The following is a 19,551-nucleotide window of genomic DNA, read 5'->3' on the forward strand; positions in this document are numbered from 1 at the left end:
GAGTAAAAGGCAAATGCGGCAAAACACGTTGCTCTGCCCCTGCCTGTGTCTTAGTTTTGCGCCAACGCAAACAACCGATGATGACCGGGCAGGCAGGAACGACCATGAATGTAATTCGCAATTCGATTGCTGTTTTCGCATTTGGCTTGACGGCACAGGCTGCTGTTGCCCAACAGGAGCAGGTTATTGTTGCGGATGACGACGTCGGCGGCGTCTACGAGGGTACATTCGAGAACGGCTTGCGCCACGGGACCGGGACGTACCGCCTGCCTGACGGCTTTGAGTACACCGGTGAATGGGTCGAAGGTGAGATTCAGGGCGAAGGCACAGCCCGCTACGCCAACGGCTCGATCTACGAAGGCATGTTTTCCAAGGGTCAGCCCCAAGGGAAAGGCAAGATCACCTTTGCTGGTGGCGGGACCTATGAAGGGGATTGGTCCAATGGCGCAATCAATGGCCAGGGCATAGCGCAATATGAAAACGGCATGCGTTATGAGGGCGGGTTCAGGAATGCACGTCACCACGGTAAGGGCGTGATGACGGATGCCGATGGCTATATCTACGACGGCGATTGGGAAGACGGTGTTCGGCAAGGCAAAGCCAAAATCACTTACGCGAGCGGCGGTGTCTATGAAGGAGATATCCTGTCCGGACAGCGACACGGCAAAGGTGATCTTACGCTGCCAGATGGCATGACCTATTCCGGCGACTGGTCCGAAGACCGGATCACCGGGTCTGGGCGGCTGACGCAGGCAAATGGCGATGTTTACGAAGGCAGCCTGATCGAAGGGCGTCGTCAGGGCAAAGGCAAAGCGGTTTACGCAAATGGCGATGTCTATGAGGGCGATTTCGTAGATGATCAGCGTCACGGTCAGGGAACGTTCACCGGAACCGACGGCTATATCTATACCGGTCAGTGGACCAACGGGCAGATCGAAGGATTAGGTGAACTGACCTATCCTGATGGCTCGGTTTATACAGGTGATTTCAGCGCCGATCTGGCCGATGGCAAGGGGCTTATCACCTATCCCGATGGCTCTACTTATGATGGCGACTGGATCGCCGGGGTGATCGATGGCCGGGGCGTCGCAACCTATGCGAACGGTACCATCTACAAGGGTCAGTTCAAGAATGCCAAAACCCATGGCAAAGGAGTTCTGACCCGTGCAGATGGCACGGTCTACGATGGTGATTGGGTCGAAGGTGCGCGGCAAGGCAAGGGTAAGACCACCTATGCCGATGGCACCGTGTATACAGGCGATTTTGCCCAGGGGCAGCGCCACGGTCAGGGCGAGATCGTGATGGCAAACGGCTTCAAATACACCGGCGAATGGAAAGAAGGAAAAATTACCGGTGTCGGTATCGCGACCTATTCAAACGGAGACATCTACGAAGGCAGCTTTGTAGACGCGAAACGCCAGGGCAACGGCACCATGCGCTATGTGAATGGCGAGGAAGAAACCGGCGTCTGGGAAAACGGTGCGCTTTCTGAAGAAGCTGCTAGCGAACCAGATGCAGTCACCACCGAGCCGGAAGCAACCGAACAAGCGCCCGCTCAGACAGAGCAGCCTACGGAAACAAACAATTCTGACAGCTAGTATCGGCAGGATTCAACCGGATCACCATGGGATCGGTTTGCCCGCCCAGTCAAAGAACCGACCCGATTCTGATGGGCTCAGTTGATCTATCACGCGCAGAAGGTTTCCTGCAGCCTCATCCGGTTCGACCGACGGATGCCGCCCCAGATACTTTTCAGTAAAGGCTGTTTTAACGGTTCCGGGATGTAAGGACACGCAGATGGCTTCCTTGTGCGTTCGGGCCAACTCAATCGCAGATGTGTGCACAATCTGGTTCACAGCTGCTTTGGCAGCGCGGTAGCTGACCCAACCGCCGAGCCTGTTATCTCCAATCGACCCCACCCTTGCCGAGAGAACAGCGATTACAGATCGACCGCCTCTGGGAAGCAGTCGGTTCGCATGTTTCAGCACCATCGCGGGCCCAACTGCATTCAGGGCGAACTGATCCATCATTGCTTGGGCCGACAGTGCGCGCAGTGTCTTTTCGGGCGCAGCGCCATTGATTTCCAGCGCTCCACTGGCCACAAACACCAGATCAAACGGGCCTTCGACAGCACTTAAGACTTGCTCGACCATGTCCGGGATCATCAGATCAAACCCGTCGCCCGACCGCGACAGAGTCGTAACCGAGACGTCCTGCTGCGCAAGCCGGCTACACATAGCCTTACCGATTCCGCCCGTCGCCCCAATGATCAGTGCTGTTTTCATGAACTGCTACCTAGGCGCACACCCAATCAGATCAATGAGCGTTGAAAAGAATTGTTCAGCTGAAGAATAAGGCATTTTGGTCCTTTTCATTCCCTGCGGGCTCTGTATAAATTCCGCCTCATGATCAACCGCGCAGATATCCCTTTTGCCGACACCGCGTTTCGTGGTGCCGATCTGCGTGGCCTACTGATCCTAATCCGCCTCTGAGCGTGCCATCCGGCGCGCCCGCTCAGAGGAGGACGCCAGCGCGCCATAGGCTTTAGGACAGACAAGAAAGAGATTCCCATGACCAACGTGACCGACCAAGACCGCGTCTTGATCTTTGACACCACTTTGCGCGACGGCGAGCAAAGCCCCGGCGCAACCATGACCCATGCCGAAAAGCTGGAGATTGCCGAGCTGCTGGACGACATGGGCGTCGACATTATCGAGGCGGGCTTCCCCATTGCCTCCGAGGGCGACTTCAAGGCGGTATCCGAAATCGCGCAGCGTTCTAAGAACAGCCGCATCTGCGGTCTGGCGCGCGCCAACTTTGCGGATATTGACCGCTGCTGGGAAGCGGTGAAACACGCCGGAAAAAGCCGCATTCACACTTTCATCGGCACCTCGCCGCTGCACCGCGCCATTCCGAACCTGACGCAGGACGAAATGGCCGAGAAGATCCATGAAACCGTAAGCCACGCGCGCAACCTGTGTGAAAACGTGCAGTGGTCACCGATGGACGCGACGCGAACCGAATGGGACTATCTGTGCCGCGTGATCGAGATTGCGATCAAGGCGGGCGCCACGACGATCAACATCCCCGATACAGTGGGTTACACTGCTCCGGTGGAATCCGCTGACCTGATCAAACGCCTGATCGAAACGGTCCCGGGCGCGGATGAGGTCGTCTTTGCGACCCACTGCCACAACGACCTTGGTATGGCGACCGCGAACTCACTGGCTGCGGTTGCAGGTGGCGCCCGTCAGATCGAATGCACCATCAACGGTCTGGGTGAACGCGCTGGCAACACTGCTCTGGAAGAGGTCGTGATGGCGCTGCGCACCCGCAACGACATTATGCCCTGGCACACCGGCATCGACACGACCAAGATCATGCATATCTCGCGTCGGGTCGCGACGGTGTCGGGCTTCAACGTCCAGTTCAACAAGGCCATCGTTGGTAAGAATGCCTTCGCGCATGAAAGCGGCATCCATCAGGACGGTATGCTGAAGAACCGCGAGAATTTTGAGATCATGCGCCCCGAGGATATCGGTCTGTCCGGCACATCCCTGCCTTTGGGCAAGCATTCGGGCCGGGCCGCGTTGCGCGATAAGCTGAATACGATGGGTTACGAAGTTGGTGACAACCAGCTCAAGGATATCTTCATTCGGTTCAAGGAGCTGGCCGACCGCAAGAAGGAGGTCTTCGACGACGACATCATCGCCCTGATGACTCTGGACGATGACGACGGCAACGATCATCTGCAGCTGGTTTCACTGAAAGTCACCTGTGGAACGGTTGGCAAAGCCGAAGCAACCATCGAGATGGAAGTGGACGGCAAAGAGATCATCGCAACCGAAACCGGCGATGGGCCCGTCGATGCGGCGTTTCGCGCTATACGGGTGGTTCACCCAAATACGGCGCATCTCCAGCTTTATCAGGTACATGCTGTGACTGCGGGAACCGATGCGCAAGCCACGGTTTCGGTCCGGTTGGAAGAAGACGGTATGATCGCTACCGGGCAGTCGGCCAACACCGACACGGTCGTTGCATCTGCCAAGGCTTACATCCATGCGCTGAATCGCCTGATCGTCCGGCGCGAAAAGGCCGGTCCCGGTGCGGATGCACGAGAAATCTCGTACAAGGATCTTTCCTGAGAATGAACAAGGGGCGGCCTATCATGGACCGCCCCTTTGCATTTCTTCTGATCTGGCTACGGCCAGTAGAACAGTGTCAGGTCGACCGGTTTCCCCGGTTCAACCAGCGAGTAATAGAAGACCGGGTTGTCATGCAGGTCATTCATGCCTGACACCGCATACCCCTCGGTCGGGGTGTATTCCGCATCATAGTTCAGATCGTAGTCACCGTTTGCATCATGAAACGCGATGACGGAGTAGTAGTTGTTGTTGAGGTCCGGAAAGTCGAACCGTTGCGGTTGCCCCGTCGCAGGAGCCTCGAGATATCCGGCCGCGTTGTTGTAATCCATGCTGTCAAACGCTGACTGCTGATCAAACGCCATGACGATGATGTTGCCCTTGTCGCTACGTGCCCCGTGCAGGTTCACGATCAAACCCTGGTGATCCTGCACGCCGGTTGAAGAAGCAGATGCCTCGGCGATATCCGTGCGAAAGCCGGAGGCAAACCAGGCCCCGGCAATGAACAGCCCGGCTGTTGCGATGGCTGCGACGATGCGTTGCGTATTGTTTGGCATCTCATCCAGTCCTTCGTATTATTCCGCTGGCTTTCGCTGGCTCTTTTTGGGCTGCCAGCCAGGAGGTCCGAAGAGAACGCCCAGCTTGTTTCGGAAGCCCGGCATGTTCCAAACATCTCTGAAGAGTCGGGTAAAACCATGCAGGAAGGCGACAAAAGGATTTACCGAGTCGATCGGGGTGACCAGACCGTAAACAACATCCTCTTTTTCTTCCTCAAAGGTGCCGAACATACGGTCCCAGATGATGAAGATACCGGCATAGTTTTTATCCAGATACTTACGGTTCGATCCGTGGTGCACCCGGTGATGCGACGGCGTGTTGAAGAGGTATTCGATTGGGCGCCACAACTTTCCGATAACCTCTGTGTGCAGGGCGGTCTGATACAGCTGCACCAGCAACTCTACGATCAGAACCATGAACGGATTGAACCCCAGCAGTACCAGCGGCAGATGGAAAAACAGCGGCCAGAAACCATCCAGCGGGCCATGACGATATGCAACCGAAATGTTGAAGAACGGCGAGCTGTGATGCACCGAATGCGTCGCCCAAAGAAAGTTGATGCGATGCAGGATACGGTGTTCCCAATAGTAGGCCAGATCCGCAAGTATCAGCACGATGATGAATGACGCCCATGTCGTTGGGATGTCGAACACGGCAAACTGATAGGCCCAGACATAGGCACCTATGTAGAAGCCCGCCAGCAAAACGAAGCTGATCCCGATAAAGAACGCGAGCGTGATGAAATTGGTGACCGTATCGCCCACCATTTCCCAGTTCAGCTTTTTGACGATGGCATAGCGCAGCAACTCGAATGCCAAAAACGCCAATGCAAAGACAAAGAACCAGTTATTGATAAAAGTTTCCCAGTAACTCAGATGAAAGTCACTGATGTGGCGGCTTAGGAAGTCCATGGATATGTCCCAATTCCTGTTTATTGTCAGGTGTGACAATTTACTTACTGAACTAGCCTGGGAAATCAAGTGGACCACCTGATCTTTCAGAGAGGCCGCGACTACATCCTGACGTAGATACGCGACAAGGCAGCCAGTAAAATGCAACGAAAACAGAGGCATCGACCCACAAAAGCGGACCGTGCGCAAATGTCAGAAAATGTGGAGTTACCTAAGGGAACTAAGCTTGAACACGAGCGAAAAGCGCGTCGAGTCGCCCGGCTGCCTCTTCTAATCCATAGGTCGCATTCACGATAAACATGCCCGAGCCGACCATGCCATGACCCTCACGCGCGGCAGGAAACCGGACTTGGTGATGCAGCACCTTTGGCAGATCCCGTTTCCGCAAGGCATCACACATGGCTTCATGGCGTCCGTTTGTCAGGATCGGATACCAAAGGGCAATTATCCCGACATTCCATTTGCGGTTCAGCGTTGTGATGATGTTTGGCAACCGATCGTAATCGGCCTTAACCTCGTAGCTAGGATCGATCAGCAGCATCCCCCGACGCGGTGTCGGCGGTAGCAAAGATTGCGCCAGTTCAAATCCATCTTGCTGATAGGTCCTGGCTCCATAAGGCGCGACCGCGTTTTTAAGAGCCCGGTATTCCTGCGGATGTAGCTCGGCCAAGTGTAAACTATCCTGTGGCCGCAACAGGCTGGCCGCGATCAGGGGAGAACCCGGATAAGCAGATCGGCCATGTTGATCTTTCACGCCGGAGATTGCACGGCTCAGAGGGTGATCCTCTTCGAACCAGCCCTCAAGCAAGGCACGCTCGATACCGGCCGAGGCTTCGCCGGTCCGAACGGCTTCGTCCGAATCCAGCTGATACAACCCCCGCCCAGAATGGGTTTCGGCATAGGTCAGCGGCTTATCTTTCCGGGTCAGATAAGCGAGTATTTCCGCCAAAAGGGCATGCTTATGCACATCAGCCAGATTTCCCGCGTGGTAAATATGTTGATATGAGAGCATTTTGCCTTCTAAAGTCCCTGTTAATGAGGCGGAAAGGTGCTGATTACCGCGGAATCAGGCCTTTTACCGGGCGTCGTGGCACCCTATAAGTCATCCATCCCGGAACCGTCGAGTCGCGGGCAGTAGAAAAAATCTGACATACAGGATCAGGGGACATATGGGGATCTTTGACAATCTGGGCGGCCTGTTCACAGCGGATATGGCCATTGACCTTGGGACTGCTAACACGCTGGTCTATGTCAAGGGTCGCGGCGTTATCCTGTCCGAACCTTCCGTTGTGGCCTATCACGTCAAGGACGGTGTCAAGAAAGTTCTGGCCGTCGGTGAAGACGCCAAACTCATGCTGGGTCGTACCCCCGGCTCGATCGAAGCCATTCGCCCGATGCGCGAAGGTGTGATCGCCGACTTCGATACAGCCGAGGAAATGATCAAGCACTTCATTCGCAAGGTGCACAAGCGGTCGACCTTTTCGAAACCGAAAATCATCGTCTGCGTCCCACATGGCGCGACACCTGTTGAAAAACGCGCGATCCGTCAGTCGGTTCTGTCTGCCGGTGCACGCCGCGCTGGCCTGATCGCCGAACCCATTGCAGCTGCAATCGGGGCCGGAATGCCAATCACCGACCCAACGGGCAACATGGTCGTCGATATCGGCGGTGGTACAACCGAAGTTGCGGTCTTGTCGCTAGGCGACATCGTGTACGCCCGTTCGGTGCGTGTTGGTGGGGACCGCATGGACGAAGCCATTATCTCGTACCTGCGCCGTCAGCAAAACTTGTTGGTCGGTGAATCGACCGCTGAGAGAATTAAAACAACTATCGGCACAGCGCGTATGCCTGACGATGGCCGTGGACAGTCGATGCACATCCGTGGCCGCGATCTGCTGAACGGTGTGCCAAAGGAAATCGAAATCAGCCAGGCGCAAGTCGCCGAGGCCTTGTCCGAGCCCGTCCAGCAGATTTGCGAGGCGGTGATGACCGCCTTGGAAACCACTCCGCCCGACCTTGCGGCGGATATTGTGGATCGCGGCGTGATGCTGACTGGTGGCGGTGCGCTGTTGGGTGATCTGGACCTGGCGCTGCGCGAACAGACCGGTCTGGCCGTGTCGATTGCCGATGAAAGCCTGAATTGTGTGGCTTTGGGCACCGGCAAAGCGCTGGAATACGAAAAACAACTGCGCCACGCGATTGACTACGAAAGCTAAGGCGCGCACCCTTAGAACTGAGGGTGTATAATCGGGCGCGAGCAGCACGGGAAGGAGTCCTGTGGCAAAGGACCGATCACAGCGCGACGACTACGCAACCCCCTTGCGCCGCTTGTTCCTGGGGATTGTTGTGTTGTGCCTGCTGGGCATCTTTCTGGTGTGGCGTATCGACAGCCCCCGCGTGGAACGGTTTCGCGCTCAGGTCGTTGATGCAGTTGTGCCGTCGATGGAATGGGCCATGGTGCCGGTTACTGCGGTGGTCAACCTGGTCCGGGACTTCCAAAGCTATCAGCGCCTCAGCGAACAAAATCAGGAACTGCGCAGCGAATTGCGCCTGATGCGCGCATGGAAAGAGGCAGCACTACAGCTCGAGCAGGAAAATGCGCGGTTGCTTGACCTGAACAATGTCCGTCTTGATCCGCGTTTGACCTACATCACAGGTGTGGTGATGGCCGATAGCGGATCCCCTTTCCGTCAGTCGGTACTCCTGAATGTCGGGGAGCGCGACGGGATCGTGGATGGCTGGGCTACGATGGACGGTATCGGGCTGGTTGGACGCATCTCTGGTGTTGGCTCTGATACAGCCCGTGTCATCCTGATGACCGATGCCTCGAGCGCGATTCCGGCAACCATACAGCCCTCGGGCCAGACAGCATTGATCGCGGGTGATAACACCTCAGCACCTGTCGTCGAGTTTCTGGAAAATCGAGAGTTGGTCCGGCCCGGCGATCGGGTGATCACCTCGGGCGATGGCGGTGTGTTTCCGGCTGGTCTTCTGATTGGTCAGATCACGGTTGATCCGGGCGGCAGGCTACGCGTTCGGCTTTCGGCGGATTTCGAACGCTTGGAATTCCTGCGCGTACTTCGTTATCAATCTGCGCCCCCAATTCGTACCCCTGGCAGCATCGTGGGGCCACAACGCCCTGAGGCCGCGCTGACACCCGAAGAGGCCGGCGATGGATAAAGCCACCTCACATCTCTGGCTCATGCGTGGCATGTATTTCGCACTCGCCATACTGGTGGTGTTTCTGCATTTGTTGCCTCTGGACACCAAACCAGATCGCTGGCCTTTCCCAGACATTTTGATCGCACTGACATTTGTCTGGGTGCTGCGTCGTCCCGAGTATGTGCCAACGCTCAGTATCGCCATCGTGATGCTAATGGCTGATCTTCTGTTTCAGCGCCCTCCCGGGCTGCTGGCTGCTTTGGTTGTCCTTGGGGCAGCATATCTGCGCTCGGCGGCACCGGGCATGCGGGACGCTGGTTTTGTCGGCGAATGGACAACAATCGGAGTTGTGACGGCAATGGTCTTCCTGGCAGATCGCGTTATCCTTTCCATATTGTCTGTTCAGCAAGTCGCTTTGGGCCCTGCTATGATCCAGCTAATCCTGACCATCCTGGCCTATCCTTTGATCGTATTGATCAGTCAGAGTGTGTTTGGAGTGCGTCGGATCTCAGCCGCGGATGCAGGTGCTACGGGAGCACGGGTATGAAACAGCGAAAGCCAAAATCAGAGGGTCTTGCATACAAGCGCTTGCCACGCCGTGCTATCGTATTGGGCGGCCTTCAGGCAGCCTTTATTGGCGGGCTAGCAGCCCGTATGCGTTTCATGCAGGTCGATCAGGCCGATCAATATCGCCTTCTGGCAGAAGAAAATCGCATCAACATCCGCCTGATACCACCAACCCGCGGTCGTATCTATGACCGGAATGGTCAGGTCATCGGACAAAACACACCTTCGTACCGCATAGTAGTTGTTCGCGAAGATGCGGGTGACGTCGACAAGGTCATTGCCAAGCTGTCGGAACTGATCCCGCTGAACGAGGATGAGATCGAGCGCGCACGCACAGAAATGCGCCGTTCAGCGCCGTTTCTTCCCGTCACACTGGCGGATCAGGTGACATGGGAAGATATCTCCAAAGTCGCGGTTAACGCACCTGCACTGCCGGGTGTCACCCCAGAGGTCGGCTCGACGCGTCAGTACCCCCGGTATGAGGATTTTGCGCATGTAGTGGGCTATGTCGGCCCGGTCAGTGATTATGACCTAAGCCAGATACAGGATCCCGAACCGGTACTGCGCATTCCGCGATTTCAGATTGGCAAGGTCGGGCTTGAGGCGAAGCAAGAAAGCTCGCTGCGCGGCAAAGCTGGTGCCAAACGTGTCGAAGTCAATGCCACTGGCCGCGTCATGCGTGAGCTGGACCGTCAGGAAGGACAGGCAGGCGCGGACCTGCAGCTATCAGTCGACGCCAATCTGCAGCAATACGCTCAAGCCCGTCTGGCCGGAGAAAGCGCGGCTGCCGTCGTTATTGACTGTGAAACCGGAGATATCCGGGCGATCAGTTCAGCGCCCAGCTTCGATCCCAACCTGTTTGTCCGCGGTATCTCTGTCGCGGACTATCGGACCCTGACACAGGACAAATACCGCCCACTGGCCAACAAAACCGTTCAGGGCACCTATCCGCCGGGATCGACGTTCAAGATGATCACCGCTCTGGCCGCGCTTGAGGCGGGTGTAATCGGTCCCGCCAACACGGTTTACTGTCCCGGGCACCTCAAGGTCGGCAGCCGCCGGTTCCACTGCTGGAAACGTGGTGGGCATGGCACGGTTGACCTCGAGACCTCTCTGAAGCGCAGCTGCGATGTGTACTACTACGATGTTGCCCTGCGAGTTGGGATCGACAAGATTTCCGACATGGCTCGCACCTTCGGTCTGGGTATCCGGCATGACATCCCCATGTCTGCGGTCGCCGCAGGTCTGGCCCCGAACCAGGAATGGAAACAGCGGGTGCACGGTCAGGACTGGCTGGTGGGTGACACGGCCAACGCGTCCATCGGGCAAGGCTTCATGCTCGCCTCTCCCTTGCAGCTTGCGGTCATGACCGCACGGCTTGCCACAGGGCGAGCTGTCTCCCCACGTCTGGTTCGCTCGGTCGATGGGGTTGAGCAACCGTCAGGAGCGGGCGAACCCCTTGCCGTCAATCCGTACAATCTGGAACAGGTGCGTAAGGCGATGTTCTCGGTTTCGAATGACCGGCGCGGCACTGCTTATCGCAGCCGTATCATCGCTGATGATTTCCGCATGGCAGGGAAAACCGGAACAAGCCAGGTGCGCAACATCACCAAGGCCGAACGCGCTGCGGGTGTGATCCGCAACGAAGACCTGCCTTGGGAACGCCGCGATCACGCGCTGTTCGTAAGCTTCGCCCCCTACGACAACCCCAAATACGCAATCGCCGTGGTCGTTGAACATGGCGGTGGCGGTTCCAAAGCGGCAGCTCCTGTTGCAAGGGACATCATGCTGCAGGCTCTCTATGACGGTACTCCACCGCTTGAGGCATATCCGGTAGCAGATCGCGAACGTATCAAGGAGCAGCAAAAACGGCTGGAGGGCGATCGTCGTCCCAAGGCGCGTCCGGATGAAAAGGACCGCGCATGAGCTATCTTGAATACGCCGTCAAATCCACGCCATCGGGGTTCCGCAAATTCCTGTACATGAACTGGCCCCTTACCCTGCTGTTGATCAGTACGGCCAGCGCAGGTTTCCTGATGCTGTATTCGGTGGCAGGAGGTTCATGGCTGCCCTGGGCCGAGCCACAGATGGAACGGTTCGGGCTTGGTCTGACGGTGATGTTCATCATCGCTCTGGTCCCGATCTGGTTCTGGCGGAACATGTCGGTACTGGCCTATCTTGGATCGATTGCCCTGCTGGTGTTCGTGGAACTCTTCGGCACAATCGGTATGGGCGCACAACGCTGGATCGACCTTGGGTTCATGCGGCTTCAACCGTCCGAAGTCATGAAGGTCGCCTTGGTCATGGTTCTGGCCGCCTATTACGATTGGCTGCCGTCTCACAAAACCTCTCGGCCGCTATGGGTTCTGATCCCGGTACTGCTGATCCTGATCCCAACTTTCATGGTTCTGAAGCAGCCCGATCTGGGGACGTCGATCCTGTTGCTCGCGGCCGGAGGCGGCCTGATGTTTCTGGCGGGCGTACACTGGGCTTACTTCGCAGCAGTGATCGCCGCAGGCGTCGGGCTGGTTGCGACAGTCTTCAACAGTCGTGGGACGGAATGGCAATTGCTCAAAGATTACCAGTTCCGGCGCATCGATACGTTTCTTGACCCTTCAACCGATCCGCTTGGGGCCGGCTATCACATCACCCAATCCAAGATTGCGCTTGGTTCAGGTGGCTGGAACGGGCGTGGCTTCATGCAGGGAACTCAGTCGCGCCTCAACTTTCTTCCCGAAAAGCACACAGACTTCATCTTTACCACTCTGGCGGAAGAATTCGGGTTTGTTGGCGGGATCACTCTGTTGATCCTATACGGTCTGATCCTGATATTCTGCATGGTGACGGCTCTGTCGACACGGGACCGCTTTTCCTCGCTCGTTACGCTCGGAATTTCACTGAACTTCTTCCTGTTCTTTGCCGTGAACATGTCAATGGTTATGGGGCTGGCACCAGTTGTGGGCGTCCCGCTGCCCATGGTCAGCTATGGTGGTTCTGCCATGCTGGTTCTGATGGCCGCATTTGGCATCGTGCAAAGCGCCCATATTCATCGTCCCCGTTAAACTGAGAGACTGCCCATGCCCGTAAACGTCCTGTTTTCCGCGCGCCCTGCCCTGTGGCCTGTGTATGAACCACTATTGACCAATGGGCTGAGCGAAGCTGGTCTGGATTTTCGACTGGGAACCGAATTCGAACCGGATGAGGTCGATTACGTGGTCTATGCCCCTAACGGGGGCTTGTTGGATTTCACACCTTATTCACGGCTCAAAGCGGTGCTGAGCCTTTGGGCCGGAGTTGAGAGCATTGCGGGCAATGAGACCCTGACCGTTCCACTGGCGCGGATGGTGGATCATGGGCTGACCCAAGGCATGATAGAATGGGTGGTCGGGCACACATTGCGGTACCATCTTGGCATGGACAAACACATAACAGTTCAGGACGGCGTCTGGACTCCGGATGCGCCCCCGCTTGCACAAGAGCGGCAGGTCTGTGTTTTAGGGCTGGGCTCACTGGGCCAGGCCGTGGCTCAGGCGCTTGCTGCACTGAACTTTCACGTTACCGGCTGGAGCAGAACACCCAAAGAAATCGGCGGAGTTACCTGCCTGCACGGCGCAGATGGATTGCGTGAGGCTCTGAGCCGCGCAGAGATTGTTGTCCTTCTGCTACCTGACACTCCAGCGACCGAGAACACAATGAATGCCGAAACACTTGCCCTGTTGCCGAAAGGCGCACGGATCATCAATCCGGGGCGTGGGCCATTGATTGATGACGATGCCTTGCTGGAAGCACTGGGTTCGGGTCAGGTCGGTCATGCCACGCTGGATGTGTTCCGAACTGAGCCTCTGCCGCCCGAGGATCCGTACTGGGCGCATCCAAATGTAACGATCACTCCCCATATCGCGTCTGAGACTCGCCCCATTACAGCGGCGCAAGTCATCTGCGAAAACATCCGTCGTGGCGAGGCGGGTGAGCCGTTTTTGCATCTGGTGGACCGTCAGCTCGGATACTGACGGTCCGACTGGTTCAGGCCGCGATCAGGCCACGCCCTTTCAGCAGGGCTTCAACACCCGGCAAACGCCCGCGGAACGCCAGATACAGGTCTTCCGCTTCCTTTGATCCGCCGGTCGAGAGGATATGCTCTTCCAGAGCCTTTGCACGCTCTGGATCAAAGGCTCCACCGGCTTCTTCAAAGGCCGCAAAGGCGTCCGCATCCATAACCTCGGACCACATGTAGCTGTAGTAGCCTGAACTATAGCCATCCCCGGCGAACACATGAGCAAAATGTGGCGTTGCGTGGCGCATCCCAATGGCCTGCGGCATCCCGATGCTTGCCAGAACCTCAGCTTGTTTCGCCATCGGATCAGCCGGAGCCGCGCCGTCGTGGAACGCCAGATCAACGAGGGCCGAAGCGACATATTCCACGGTCTGGAAACCCTGATCAAAATTGGCGGCCTTCAACACTTTCTCGAGCATATCCTGCGGCATCGGCTCACCGGTTTCAGCATGCGTAGCGAATTCTGCCAGAACTTCGGGAACTTCCAGCCAGTGTTCGTATAGCTGGCTGGGAAGCTCCACAAAATCGCGCGCAACGCTGGTACCCGAGATGCTTTCATAGGTCACGTTGGACAACATCTGGTGCAGGGCATGGCCAAATTCATGGAACAGCGTACGCGCATCGTCGTAGGACAGCAGCGCCGGATCACCCTTGGCGAAATTGCAGACATTGATGACGACAGGCGCTTGAATCTCAGGGAATTTCGCCTGAGCCCTCATCGCGCTACACCAAGCACCTGACCGCTTGGAGCCGCGCGCGAAATAGTCGCCAATGAACACCGCGATGTGCTGACCGTTGCGGGTCACCTCCCATGCACGGCAATCCGGATGATAGAGCGGCACATCAAGTGGTGCGAACTCCAACCCGAACAAACGATTGGCGCAGGCAAACGCCGCTTCGATCATGCGATCCAGCTGCAGGTATGGCTTTAGCGCAGCCTCATCCAGTTCATGTTCAGCCTTGCGGCGCTTCTCGGCGTAGTAGCGCCAGTCCCAGGCCTCGAGCGGCCCGTTGACACCATCCTCCTGCATCATCTCTGTCAGGATGTCAGCATCCACATCAGCACGGGTTTTGGCTGCATCCCAAACCTCCATCAGCAAATCACGTACACGGTCTGGCGTTTGCGCCATCTCGGTTTCCAGCTTGAAATCGGCAAAGCTGTCATAGCCCAGCAGCTTTGCCCGTTCCTCGCGCAGTTTTAGAATTTCGGATGCGATTTCGCGATTGTCGGTTATTCCACCATTGGCCCCTCGCGCAGTCCATGCCCGGTAAGCCGTTTCGCGCAAATCCCGACGCGGGGAAAACTGAAGAAACGGAACGATCAACGAGCGTGAAAGAGTGACAACCGGCCCGTTGGTTCCCTTTTCCTGCCCCGCCGCGCGAGCCGCATCCACTACAAAATCCGGCAGGCCTTGAAGGTCGTCCTCGCTCAATTCCATGAACCAGTCCCGCTCATCGGCCAGAAGGTTTTGAGTGAATGAGGTCCCCAGCGAGGCGAGCCGCGATTTGATCTCCTGCATCCGGGCATCTTCGTCACCCTGCAGCGCAGCACCTGCGCGCACAAACCCCCGATGGGTCAGCATCAGAACACGCGCCTGTTCGTCGCTCAGCCGCAGTTCATCGCGACGGTTCCAGAGGTCAGCGACCCGATGAAACAGCGCCTTGTTCGAGGATATGCCCGAGAAATGCGCCGACAGTTTGGGCGAAAAGTCCCGTTGCAACTCTTCCCGCTTTGGATTGCTGTCCGCTCCGGCAACCGTGAAGAAAACCGACAGCACCTTGTCCAGTTCTTCACCGGCCGCTTCCAGCGCTTCGATCGTGTTGGTGAATGTGGCGGCGTCCTCATTGGACGCGATGGCTTCGATCTGAGCGTTATGGGCCTGCATTGCCTGATCCAGCGCAGGGGCAAAATCGTCATCCGATATCTCGGCAAACGGGGCGATTTCAAATGGTGTGTTCCAGTCGGACAGGATCGGGTTGGTCATGCAAATCTCCTTTGATCGTCAAGCTAGGTAGGCCGGGCACAATGGTCCAGAGGCAGACCGACTGATACGTCATATTCTGTCGCAATAACGCTTGCGCCATATGAACCCAGCAATCAGGGTCCGTTGGAAAGGGAGACAGGACATGACCAAAACGAACCGCACTGCTGGCATCATGACAACGGCCATTCATGCGGGTGATCCACCGGACGCCTCAACCAATGCATCGGCACCACCGATCCACATGAGTTCGACCTATCTGACCGAAGATGTCGCCGGGTTTTCCGCCCATGACCTGACACCTGACAGCCCCTATGTATACTCTCGGTGGGCCAACCCGACTGTTGCGGGGCTCGAAGCAAAAATCGCGGCTCTGCAAGGCACCGAAGCTTGCCTTGCCACAGCTTCCGGAATGGCAGCGGCGTCTGCGATCTTTTTCACCTTTCTCTCAGCCGGTGATCACCTGATCGTATCGGACGTGTCTTACGCAGGCGTGGCGGAACTGGCACGTGAAACTCTGCCTCGGATGGGGATCGAAGTTTCTGCCGTCAATATGTCCGATCCCGCATCCGTTGCGGGCGCGATCCGCCCAAACACAAAGTTGATCCATACAGAAACCCCTGTAAATCCAATCGGTCGCCTGACGGATCTAGCGGCGATCTCAAAACTGGCCCGAGAAGCCGGAGCGTTGTTGAGCTGCGACTCAACCTTTGCGTCACCACTGGGAATGGATGCGGGCGCGCTCGGGGTCGATCTGACGATGCACTCGATTACGAAATACATCGGCGGACACGGCGATGCAGTGGGTGGGGCTGTTGCAGGTTCTGCCGAATTGATCGCGAAGATGCGGGCTGAAGCAGGCATTCATCATGGCGGTGTACTGTCCCCATTCAATGCTTGGCTGATTGCGCGTGGGGCATCGACCCTGCCCTTGCGCATGCGAGCACATCAGGAGGGAGCTACCGCCGTTGCAGAGTGGCTGGAAGCAGACCCGAGAGTTACAAAGGTCATCTATCCCGGTCTGGCATCGCATCCTCAGGCCGAACTGGCGGCACGACAGATGTCAAACATGTCCGGGATGATATCATTTCAGGTTGGCGATGCAGCCACGGGCGAACGTATCGCACAGCAGATGATCGAGCGGCTGCAAGTTATCCACTATGCGGTATCTCTTGGGCACCATCGCAGTCTTATCTTCTGGATGGGAACTGACGGCCTGATGGAGACCTCGTTCAAATTGCGGGACGCCCAGTTGGAGGACTATCGCGCCTATGCCGGAGACGGGATTTTCCGCCTGTCCGTCGGGCTGGAGGATGCCGATGACCTGATTGCCGATCTGGATCGCGCGTTGGGTTAAAAACAGGCTCCCGCCACTGCTGTGCGCATCACAGATGCGCCACGCAGGGTTGGCTGGCTTGGATCATGTGGTTACAGCCGCGCAAATCGGGCAATCTGCACGTTTGGACAAGGTGATCTTCCGGCTTTCACCATAAAGCGCGTCGTAGATCAGCATCTCTCCGACCAGAGGCTGGCCAGCCCCGGTAATAACCTTAATCGCCTCTACAGCCATCATCGATCCAACAACACCGGGCAAGGGGCCGATGACCCCGGCTTCGGCACAGGAAGGCGCAAGACCGGCGGCAGGTGCTTCGGGGAAGATGCACTGATAGCAAGGTCCGCTTTCAGCAGGGTTGAATACGCTTAGCTGCCCCTCCCACTGGGACAACGCGCCCGAGATCAGAGGCTTGCCGCGCGCGACAGCTGTACGGTTCGCCAGATAGCGCGTCTCAAAGTTATCCGTTCCATCCAGAATCAGATCATACTCATCAAAAAGATCAGAGGCGATCTCTTCAGTCAGACGGCGGTGATAAGGACGTACCACAACATTAGGGTTCTGCGATTCCATTGCCTGTTGCGCAGAAAAGACTTTGGGTATGCCGATATCAGTATCACGGTGGATCACCTGCCGCTGCAGATTGGCATTCTCGACCACATCATCGTCGATCACACCAATTGTCCCGACACCCGCTGCCGCTAAGTACTGAAGTGCCGGCGCGCCCAGGCCACCTGCTCCGATCACCAGCACCCGCGCTTTTTTAAGTCGCTTCTGCCCTGGACCGCCAAGTTCCCGAAGAACGATATGTCGGGCATATCGTTCCAGTTCTGTTTCACTGAATTGATCGGAGGCCATCGTCTGCTCCTTGTCCTGCGTGGGCACAGCGCGTGCACGCAGAAGCTTTAGCATCCGACTGTAGAGAAGAACCAGCGCTGCAAACCCACCAAGGATGAGCCACATGGCAGCCGATCCTCCGGTGGCTTCTCGCAGCGGATGGCCATCCGGCAAAATCAGCTGAGCAGTAACCACTCCCAACAGCAACACCGCGACTGACGCCGAGCGGGCTGTTCTGGAAACACCTGCCATCCAGCCGATACCCCAAAGGGCCGCGGCCAGGAAGAACACCAACAGCATCAGCTGCGACCGGTGGAGCCGAAACCGTCAGCGCCGCGTTCAGTGACGTTCAGTTCCTCGACAGCTTCAAAACTTGCCTGAACCACCGGAGCGACAACGAGTTGCGCGATCCGTTCGCCGTGGCTGATCTCGAACCGCTCCTGCCCGGCATTCAGAAGGATCACTCCCAAAGGACCGCGATAGTCGCTGTCGATGGTCCCCGGCGTATTGGGCAGCGTGATGCCATGTTTCAGGGCCAGACCCGAGCGAGGACGAACCTGAACCTCGTACCCATTGGGGATTTCGATCCTCAGGCCGGTTGGCACAAGGGTGCGTTCTCCGGGTTCGAGAACGATCGCCTCGCCATCGGGCAAGTTTGCGCGCACATCCGCACCCGCTGCTCCTGTGGTTTCGTACGAAGGCAACGCCACCGCCGGATCAGCGCCGTCCTCGCGGATCACACGAATTGCAACCATGTTGGCACCCTTTTTTCTGTTTCTGCGCTGATCACGCGTTGAGAGCTTCTGCAATCTTCTCTGCCAGACGTTTGGCGACGGCATCCTTGCCCATACGGGGCCATTCGTCACCGCCATCATCCGAAATCAATATGACCGCGTTCTCGGATCCGCCCATGATCCCGGTCGCCGGGCTCACGTCATTTGCGACGATCCAATCGCATCCTTTGCGCTTACGTTTGGACGTTGCGTGTTCGATCACGTTATCGGTTTCGGCGGCAAAGCCAACTACCAGCCCCGGGCGATTGGTTTCCATATTCGCGACACGTTTCAAAATGTCCGGGTTTTCGGCAAACTCCAGAGCCGGAACACCGTCGCGGCTTTTCTTCAGCTTGCGGTCCGACGCCCCGGCAATACGCCAATCTGCAACCGCCGCCGCGAACACACCCGCGTCGACGGGCAAGGCCTCGTCCACCGCGTCCGACATTTGCTGCGCAGTCTCAACCCGCACGACCTGCACGCCGTCGGGTGGGGGCACATCTGCAGGGCCAGTCACAAAAACAACTTCGGCACCCATTGCGGCAAGAGCCCGGGCAACCGCTGTTCCCTGTGCCCCCGATGATCGGTTTGCAATATAGCGAACCGGGTCAATGGGTTCATGCGTGGGGCCAGATGTCACCAGAATACGCTTGCCAGCCAATGGACCCGCCTCAAACGCATTTTCGATTGCAGCCACGATCTCCAGCGGTTCAGACATGCGGCCCGGTCCGTATTCTCCGCACGCCATATCGCCCTCGTTAGGGCCAACAAAGCTGACACTGTCAGCCAATAGCTGTTCATGATTGCGTCGCGTTGCTGGATGATCCCACATGCGCACATTCATTGCAGGGGCACACAACACAGGTGTGTCTGTCGCCATAAGCAAAGTAGAGGCGAGATCATTTGCCAGACCACCTGCCATCTTGCCCATAAGATCGGCCGTGGCCGGAGCAACAACAATCAAATCGGCAGAGCGTGAGAGCTGGATATGCCCCATCTCGGCCTCATCAGTGAGGTCAAAGAGGTCGCGATACACCTTTTCCCCGGCAAGTGCGGACACCGAAAGCGGGGTTACAAATTCTTCGGCAGCGCGGGTCAGAACAGGCGTCACCGCCGCGCCGCGTTCTTTCAGTCTCCGGATCAGATCCAACGACTTGTAAGCCGCAATTCCCCCGCCGATGATCAGAAGAATACGTTTGGATGCCAGCATGTTCAGCCCTTCCACGTCCCGG

At 57.1% G+C, this 19,551-nt stretch carries 17 protein-coding genes; 9 read left to right on the plus strand and 8 right to left on the minus strand.

Translation table 11 applies throughout. The features are described 5' to 3' along the window. Positions 1 to 104 precede the first annotated feature (104 nt). Positions 105 to 1,598, plus strand: coding sequence for an MORN repeat-containing protein (locus tag ACR0IO_RS10120; RefSeq protein WP_480741661.1), 1,494 nt, complete (start codon positions 105 to 107; stop codon positions 1,596 to 1,598). A 21-nt stretch (positions 1,599 to 1,619) separates the two neighbouring features. Here ACR0IO_RS10120 and ACR0IO_RS10125 read toward each other — a convergent pair whose 3' ends face one another. After that, positions 1,620 to 2,285, minus strand: a complete 666-nt coding sequence (locus ACR0IO_RS10125) for an SDR family NAD(P)-dependent oxidoreductase (RefSeq protein ID WP_480741343.1) — start codon at positions 2,283 to 2,285, stop codon at positions 1,620 to 1,622. 285 nt (positions 2,286 to 2,570) lie between these two features. On the opposite strand from ACR0IO_RS10125, the gene ACR0IO_RS10130 reads away from it, so the two are divergent. Further along, positions 2,571 to 4,145 (plus strand): 2-isopropylmalate synthase, encoded by a 1,575-nt coding sequence (locus tag ACR0IO_RS10130; protein ID WP_155149959.1) that lies wholly within the window; start codon positions 2,571 to 2,573, stop codon positions 4,143 to 4,145. Between the two features lie 56 nt (positions 4,146 to 4,201). Here ACR0IO_RS10130 and ACR0IO_RS10135 read toward each other — a convergent pair whose 3' ends face one another. The 3 genes from ACR0IO_RS10135 to ACR0IO_RS10145 all read right to left on the minus strand — a co-directional run bounded on the left by ACR0IO_RS10135 (position 4,202) and on the right by ACR0IO_RS10145 (position 6,623). Next, positions 4,202 to 4,699 carry a DUF2141 domain-containing protein gene (locus ACR0IO_RS10135; RefSeq protein WP_480741345.1) on the minus strand — a complete coding sequence of 166 codons (498 nt, stop codon included), beginning with the start codon at positions 4,697 to 4,699 and terminating at the stop codon, positions 4,202 to 4,204. A gap of 18 nt (positions 4,700 to 4,717) precedes the next feature. After that, on the minus strand, positions 4,718 to 5,611 hold the full coding sequence (locus tag ACR0IO_RS10140; RefSeq protein ID WP_155149955.1) for a sterol desaturase family protein: 894 nt from the start codon (positions 5,609 to 5,611) through the stop codon (positions 4,718 to 4,720). A 220-nt stretch (positions 5,612 to 5,831) separates the two neighbouring features. Beyond that, a complete protein-coding gene (locus tag ACR0IO_RS10145; protein WP_480741347.1) occupies positions 5,832 to 6,623 on the minus strand; it encodes a 23S rRNA (adenine(2030)-N(6))-methyltransferase RlmJ in 792 nt (263 codons plus the stop codon). A gap of 157 nt (positions 6,624 to 6,780) precedes the next feature. Between ACR0IO_RS10145 and ACR0IO_RS10150 the strand changes: the two genes are divergently transcribed. The 6 genes from ACR0IO_RS10150 (at position 6,781) to ACR0IO_RS10175 (ending at position 13,350) form a co-directional block, all read left to right on the plus strand. Then, positions 6,781 to 7,827, plus strand: coding sequence for a rod shape-determining protein (locus ACR0IO_RS10150; RefSeq protein ID WP_005978801.1), 1,047 nt, complete (start codon positions 6,781 to 6,783; stop codon positions 7,825 to 7,827). A 61-nt stretch (positions 7,828 to 7,888) separates the two neighbouring features. Next, positions 7,889 to 8,791, plus strand: coding sequence for a rod shape-determining protein MreC (mreC, locus tag ACR0IO_RS10155; RefSeq protein WP_209016367.1), 903 nt, complete (start codon positions 7,889 to 7,891; stop codon positions 8,789 to 8,791). Then, positions 8,784 to 9,320 carry a rod shape-determining protein MreD gene (locus ACR0IO_RS10160; RefSeq protein ID WP_480741350.1) on the plus strand — a complete coding sequence of 179 codons (537 nt, stop codon included), beginning with the start codon at positions 8,784 to 8,786 and terminating at the stop codon, positions 9,318 to 9,320. Before mreC ends, ACR0IO_RS10160 begins: the two co-directional genes overlap by 8 nt. Further along, positions 9,317 to 11,266 carry a penicillin-binding protein 2 gene (gene mrdA, locus ACR0IO_RS10165; RefSeq protein WP_480741352.1) on the plus strand — a complete coding sequence of 650 codons (1,950 nt, stop codon included), beginning with the start codon at positions 9,317 to 9,319 and terminating at the stop codon, positions 11,264 to 11,266. The genes ACR0IO_RS10160 and mrdA overlap by 4 nt, the downstream gene beginning before the upstream one ends. Beyond that, positions 11,263 to 12,402: a rod shape-determining protein RodA gene (rodA, locus tag ACR0IO_RS10170; RefSeq protein WP_170332289.1), complete on the plus strand. Its 1,140-nt coding sequence runs from the start codon at positions 11,263 to 11,265 to the stop codon at positions 12,400 to 12,402. Before mrdA ends, rodA begins: the two co-directional genes overlap by 4 nt. A 15-nt stretch (positions 12,403 to 12,417) precedes the next feature. Next, a complete protein-coding gene (locus ACR0IO_RS10175) occupies positions 12,418 to 13,350 on the plus strand; it encodes a 2-hydroxyacid dehydrogenase (protein WP_480741355.1) in 933 nt (310 codons plus the stop codon). Between the two features lie 13 nt (positions 13,351 to 13,363). Here ACR0IO_RS10175 and ACR0IO_RS10180 read toward each other — a convergent pair whose 3' ends face one another. Then, positions 13,364 to 15,379, minus strand: coding sequence for a M3 family metallopeptidase (locus tag ACR0IO_RS10180; RefSeq protein ID WP_480741357.1), 2,016 nt, complete (start codon positions 15,377 to 15,379; stop codon positions 13,364 to 13,366). Between the two features lie 142 nt (positions 15,380 to 15,521). On the opposite strand from ACR0IO_RS10180, the gene ACR0IO_RS10185 reads away from it, so the two are divergent. Continuing rightward, positions 15,522 to 16,733, plus strand: coding sequence for a trans-sulfuration enzyme family protein (locus ACR0IO_RS10185; protein ID WP_480741360.1), 1,212 nt, complete (start codon positions 15,522 to 15,524; stop codon positions 16,731 to 16,733). Between the two features lie 63 nt (positions 16,734 to 16,796). Here the strand turns inward: ACR0IO_RS10185 and ACR0IO_RS10190 are convergent, their stop codons facing one another. Genes ACR0IO_RS10190 through coaBC form a run of 3 tightly spaced genes read right to left on the minus strand, consistent with a single transcriptional unit; the run spans position 16,797 to position 19,529 of the window. After that, the gene (locus ACR0IO_RS10190; protein WP_480741362.1) at positions 16,797 to 17,846 is read right to left on the minus strand and encodes a HesA/MoeB/ThiF family protein; all 1,050 of its coding nucleotides are present in this window, start codon (positions 17,844 to 17,846) and stop codon (positions 16,797 to 16,799) included. Next, positions 17,846 to 18,301 carry a dUTP diphosphatase gene (gene dut, locus ACR0IO_RS10195; RefSeq protein WP_480741364.1) on the minus strand — a complete coding sequence of 152 codons (456 nt, stop codon included), beginning with the start codon at positions 18,299 to 18,301 and terminating at the stop codon, positions 17,846 to 17,848. The genes ACR0IO_RS10190 and dut overlap by 1 nt, the downstream gene beginning before the upstream one ends. A 31-nt stretch (positions 18,302 to 18,332) precedes the next feature. Then, positions 18,333 to 19,529, minus strand: coding sequence for a bifunctional phosphopantothenoylcysteine decarboxylase/phosphopantothenate--cysteine ligase CoaBC (gene coaBC / locus ACR0IO_RS10200; RefSeq protein WP_480741662.1), 1,197 nt, complete (start codon positions 19,527 to 19,529; stop codon positions 18,333 to 18,335). Positions 19,530 to 19,551: the final 22 nt, after the last annotated feature.

It is taken from the genome of Ruegeria sp. CE12, assembly GCF_056537525.1.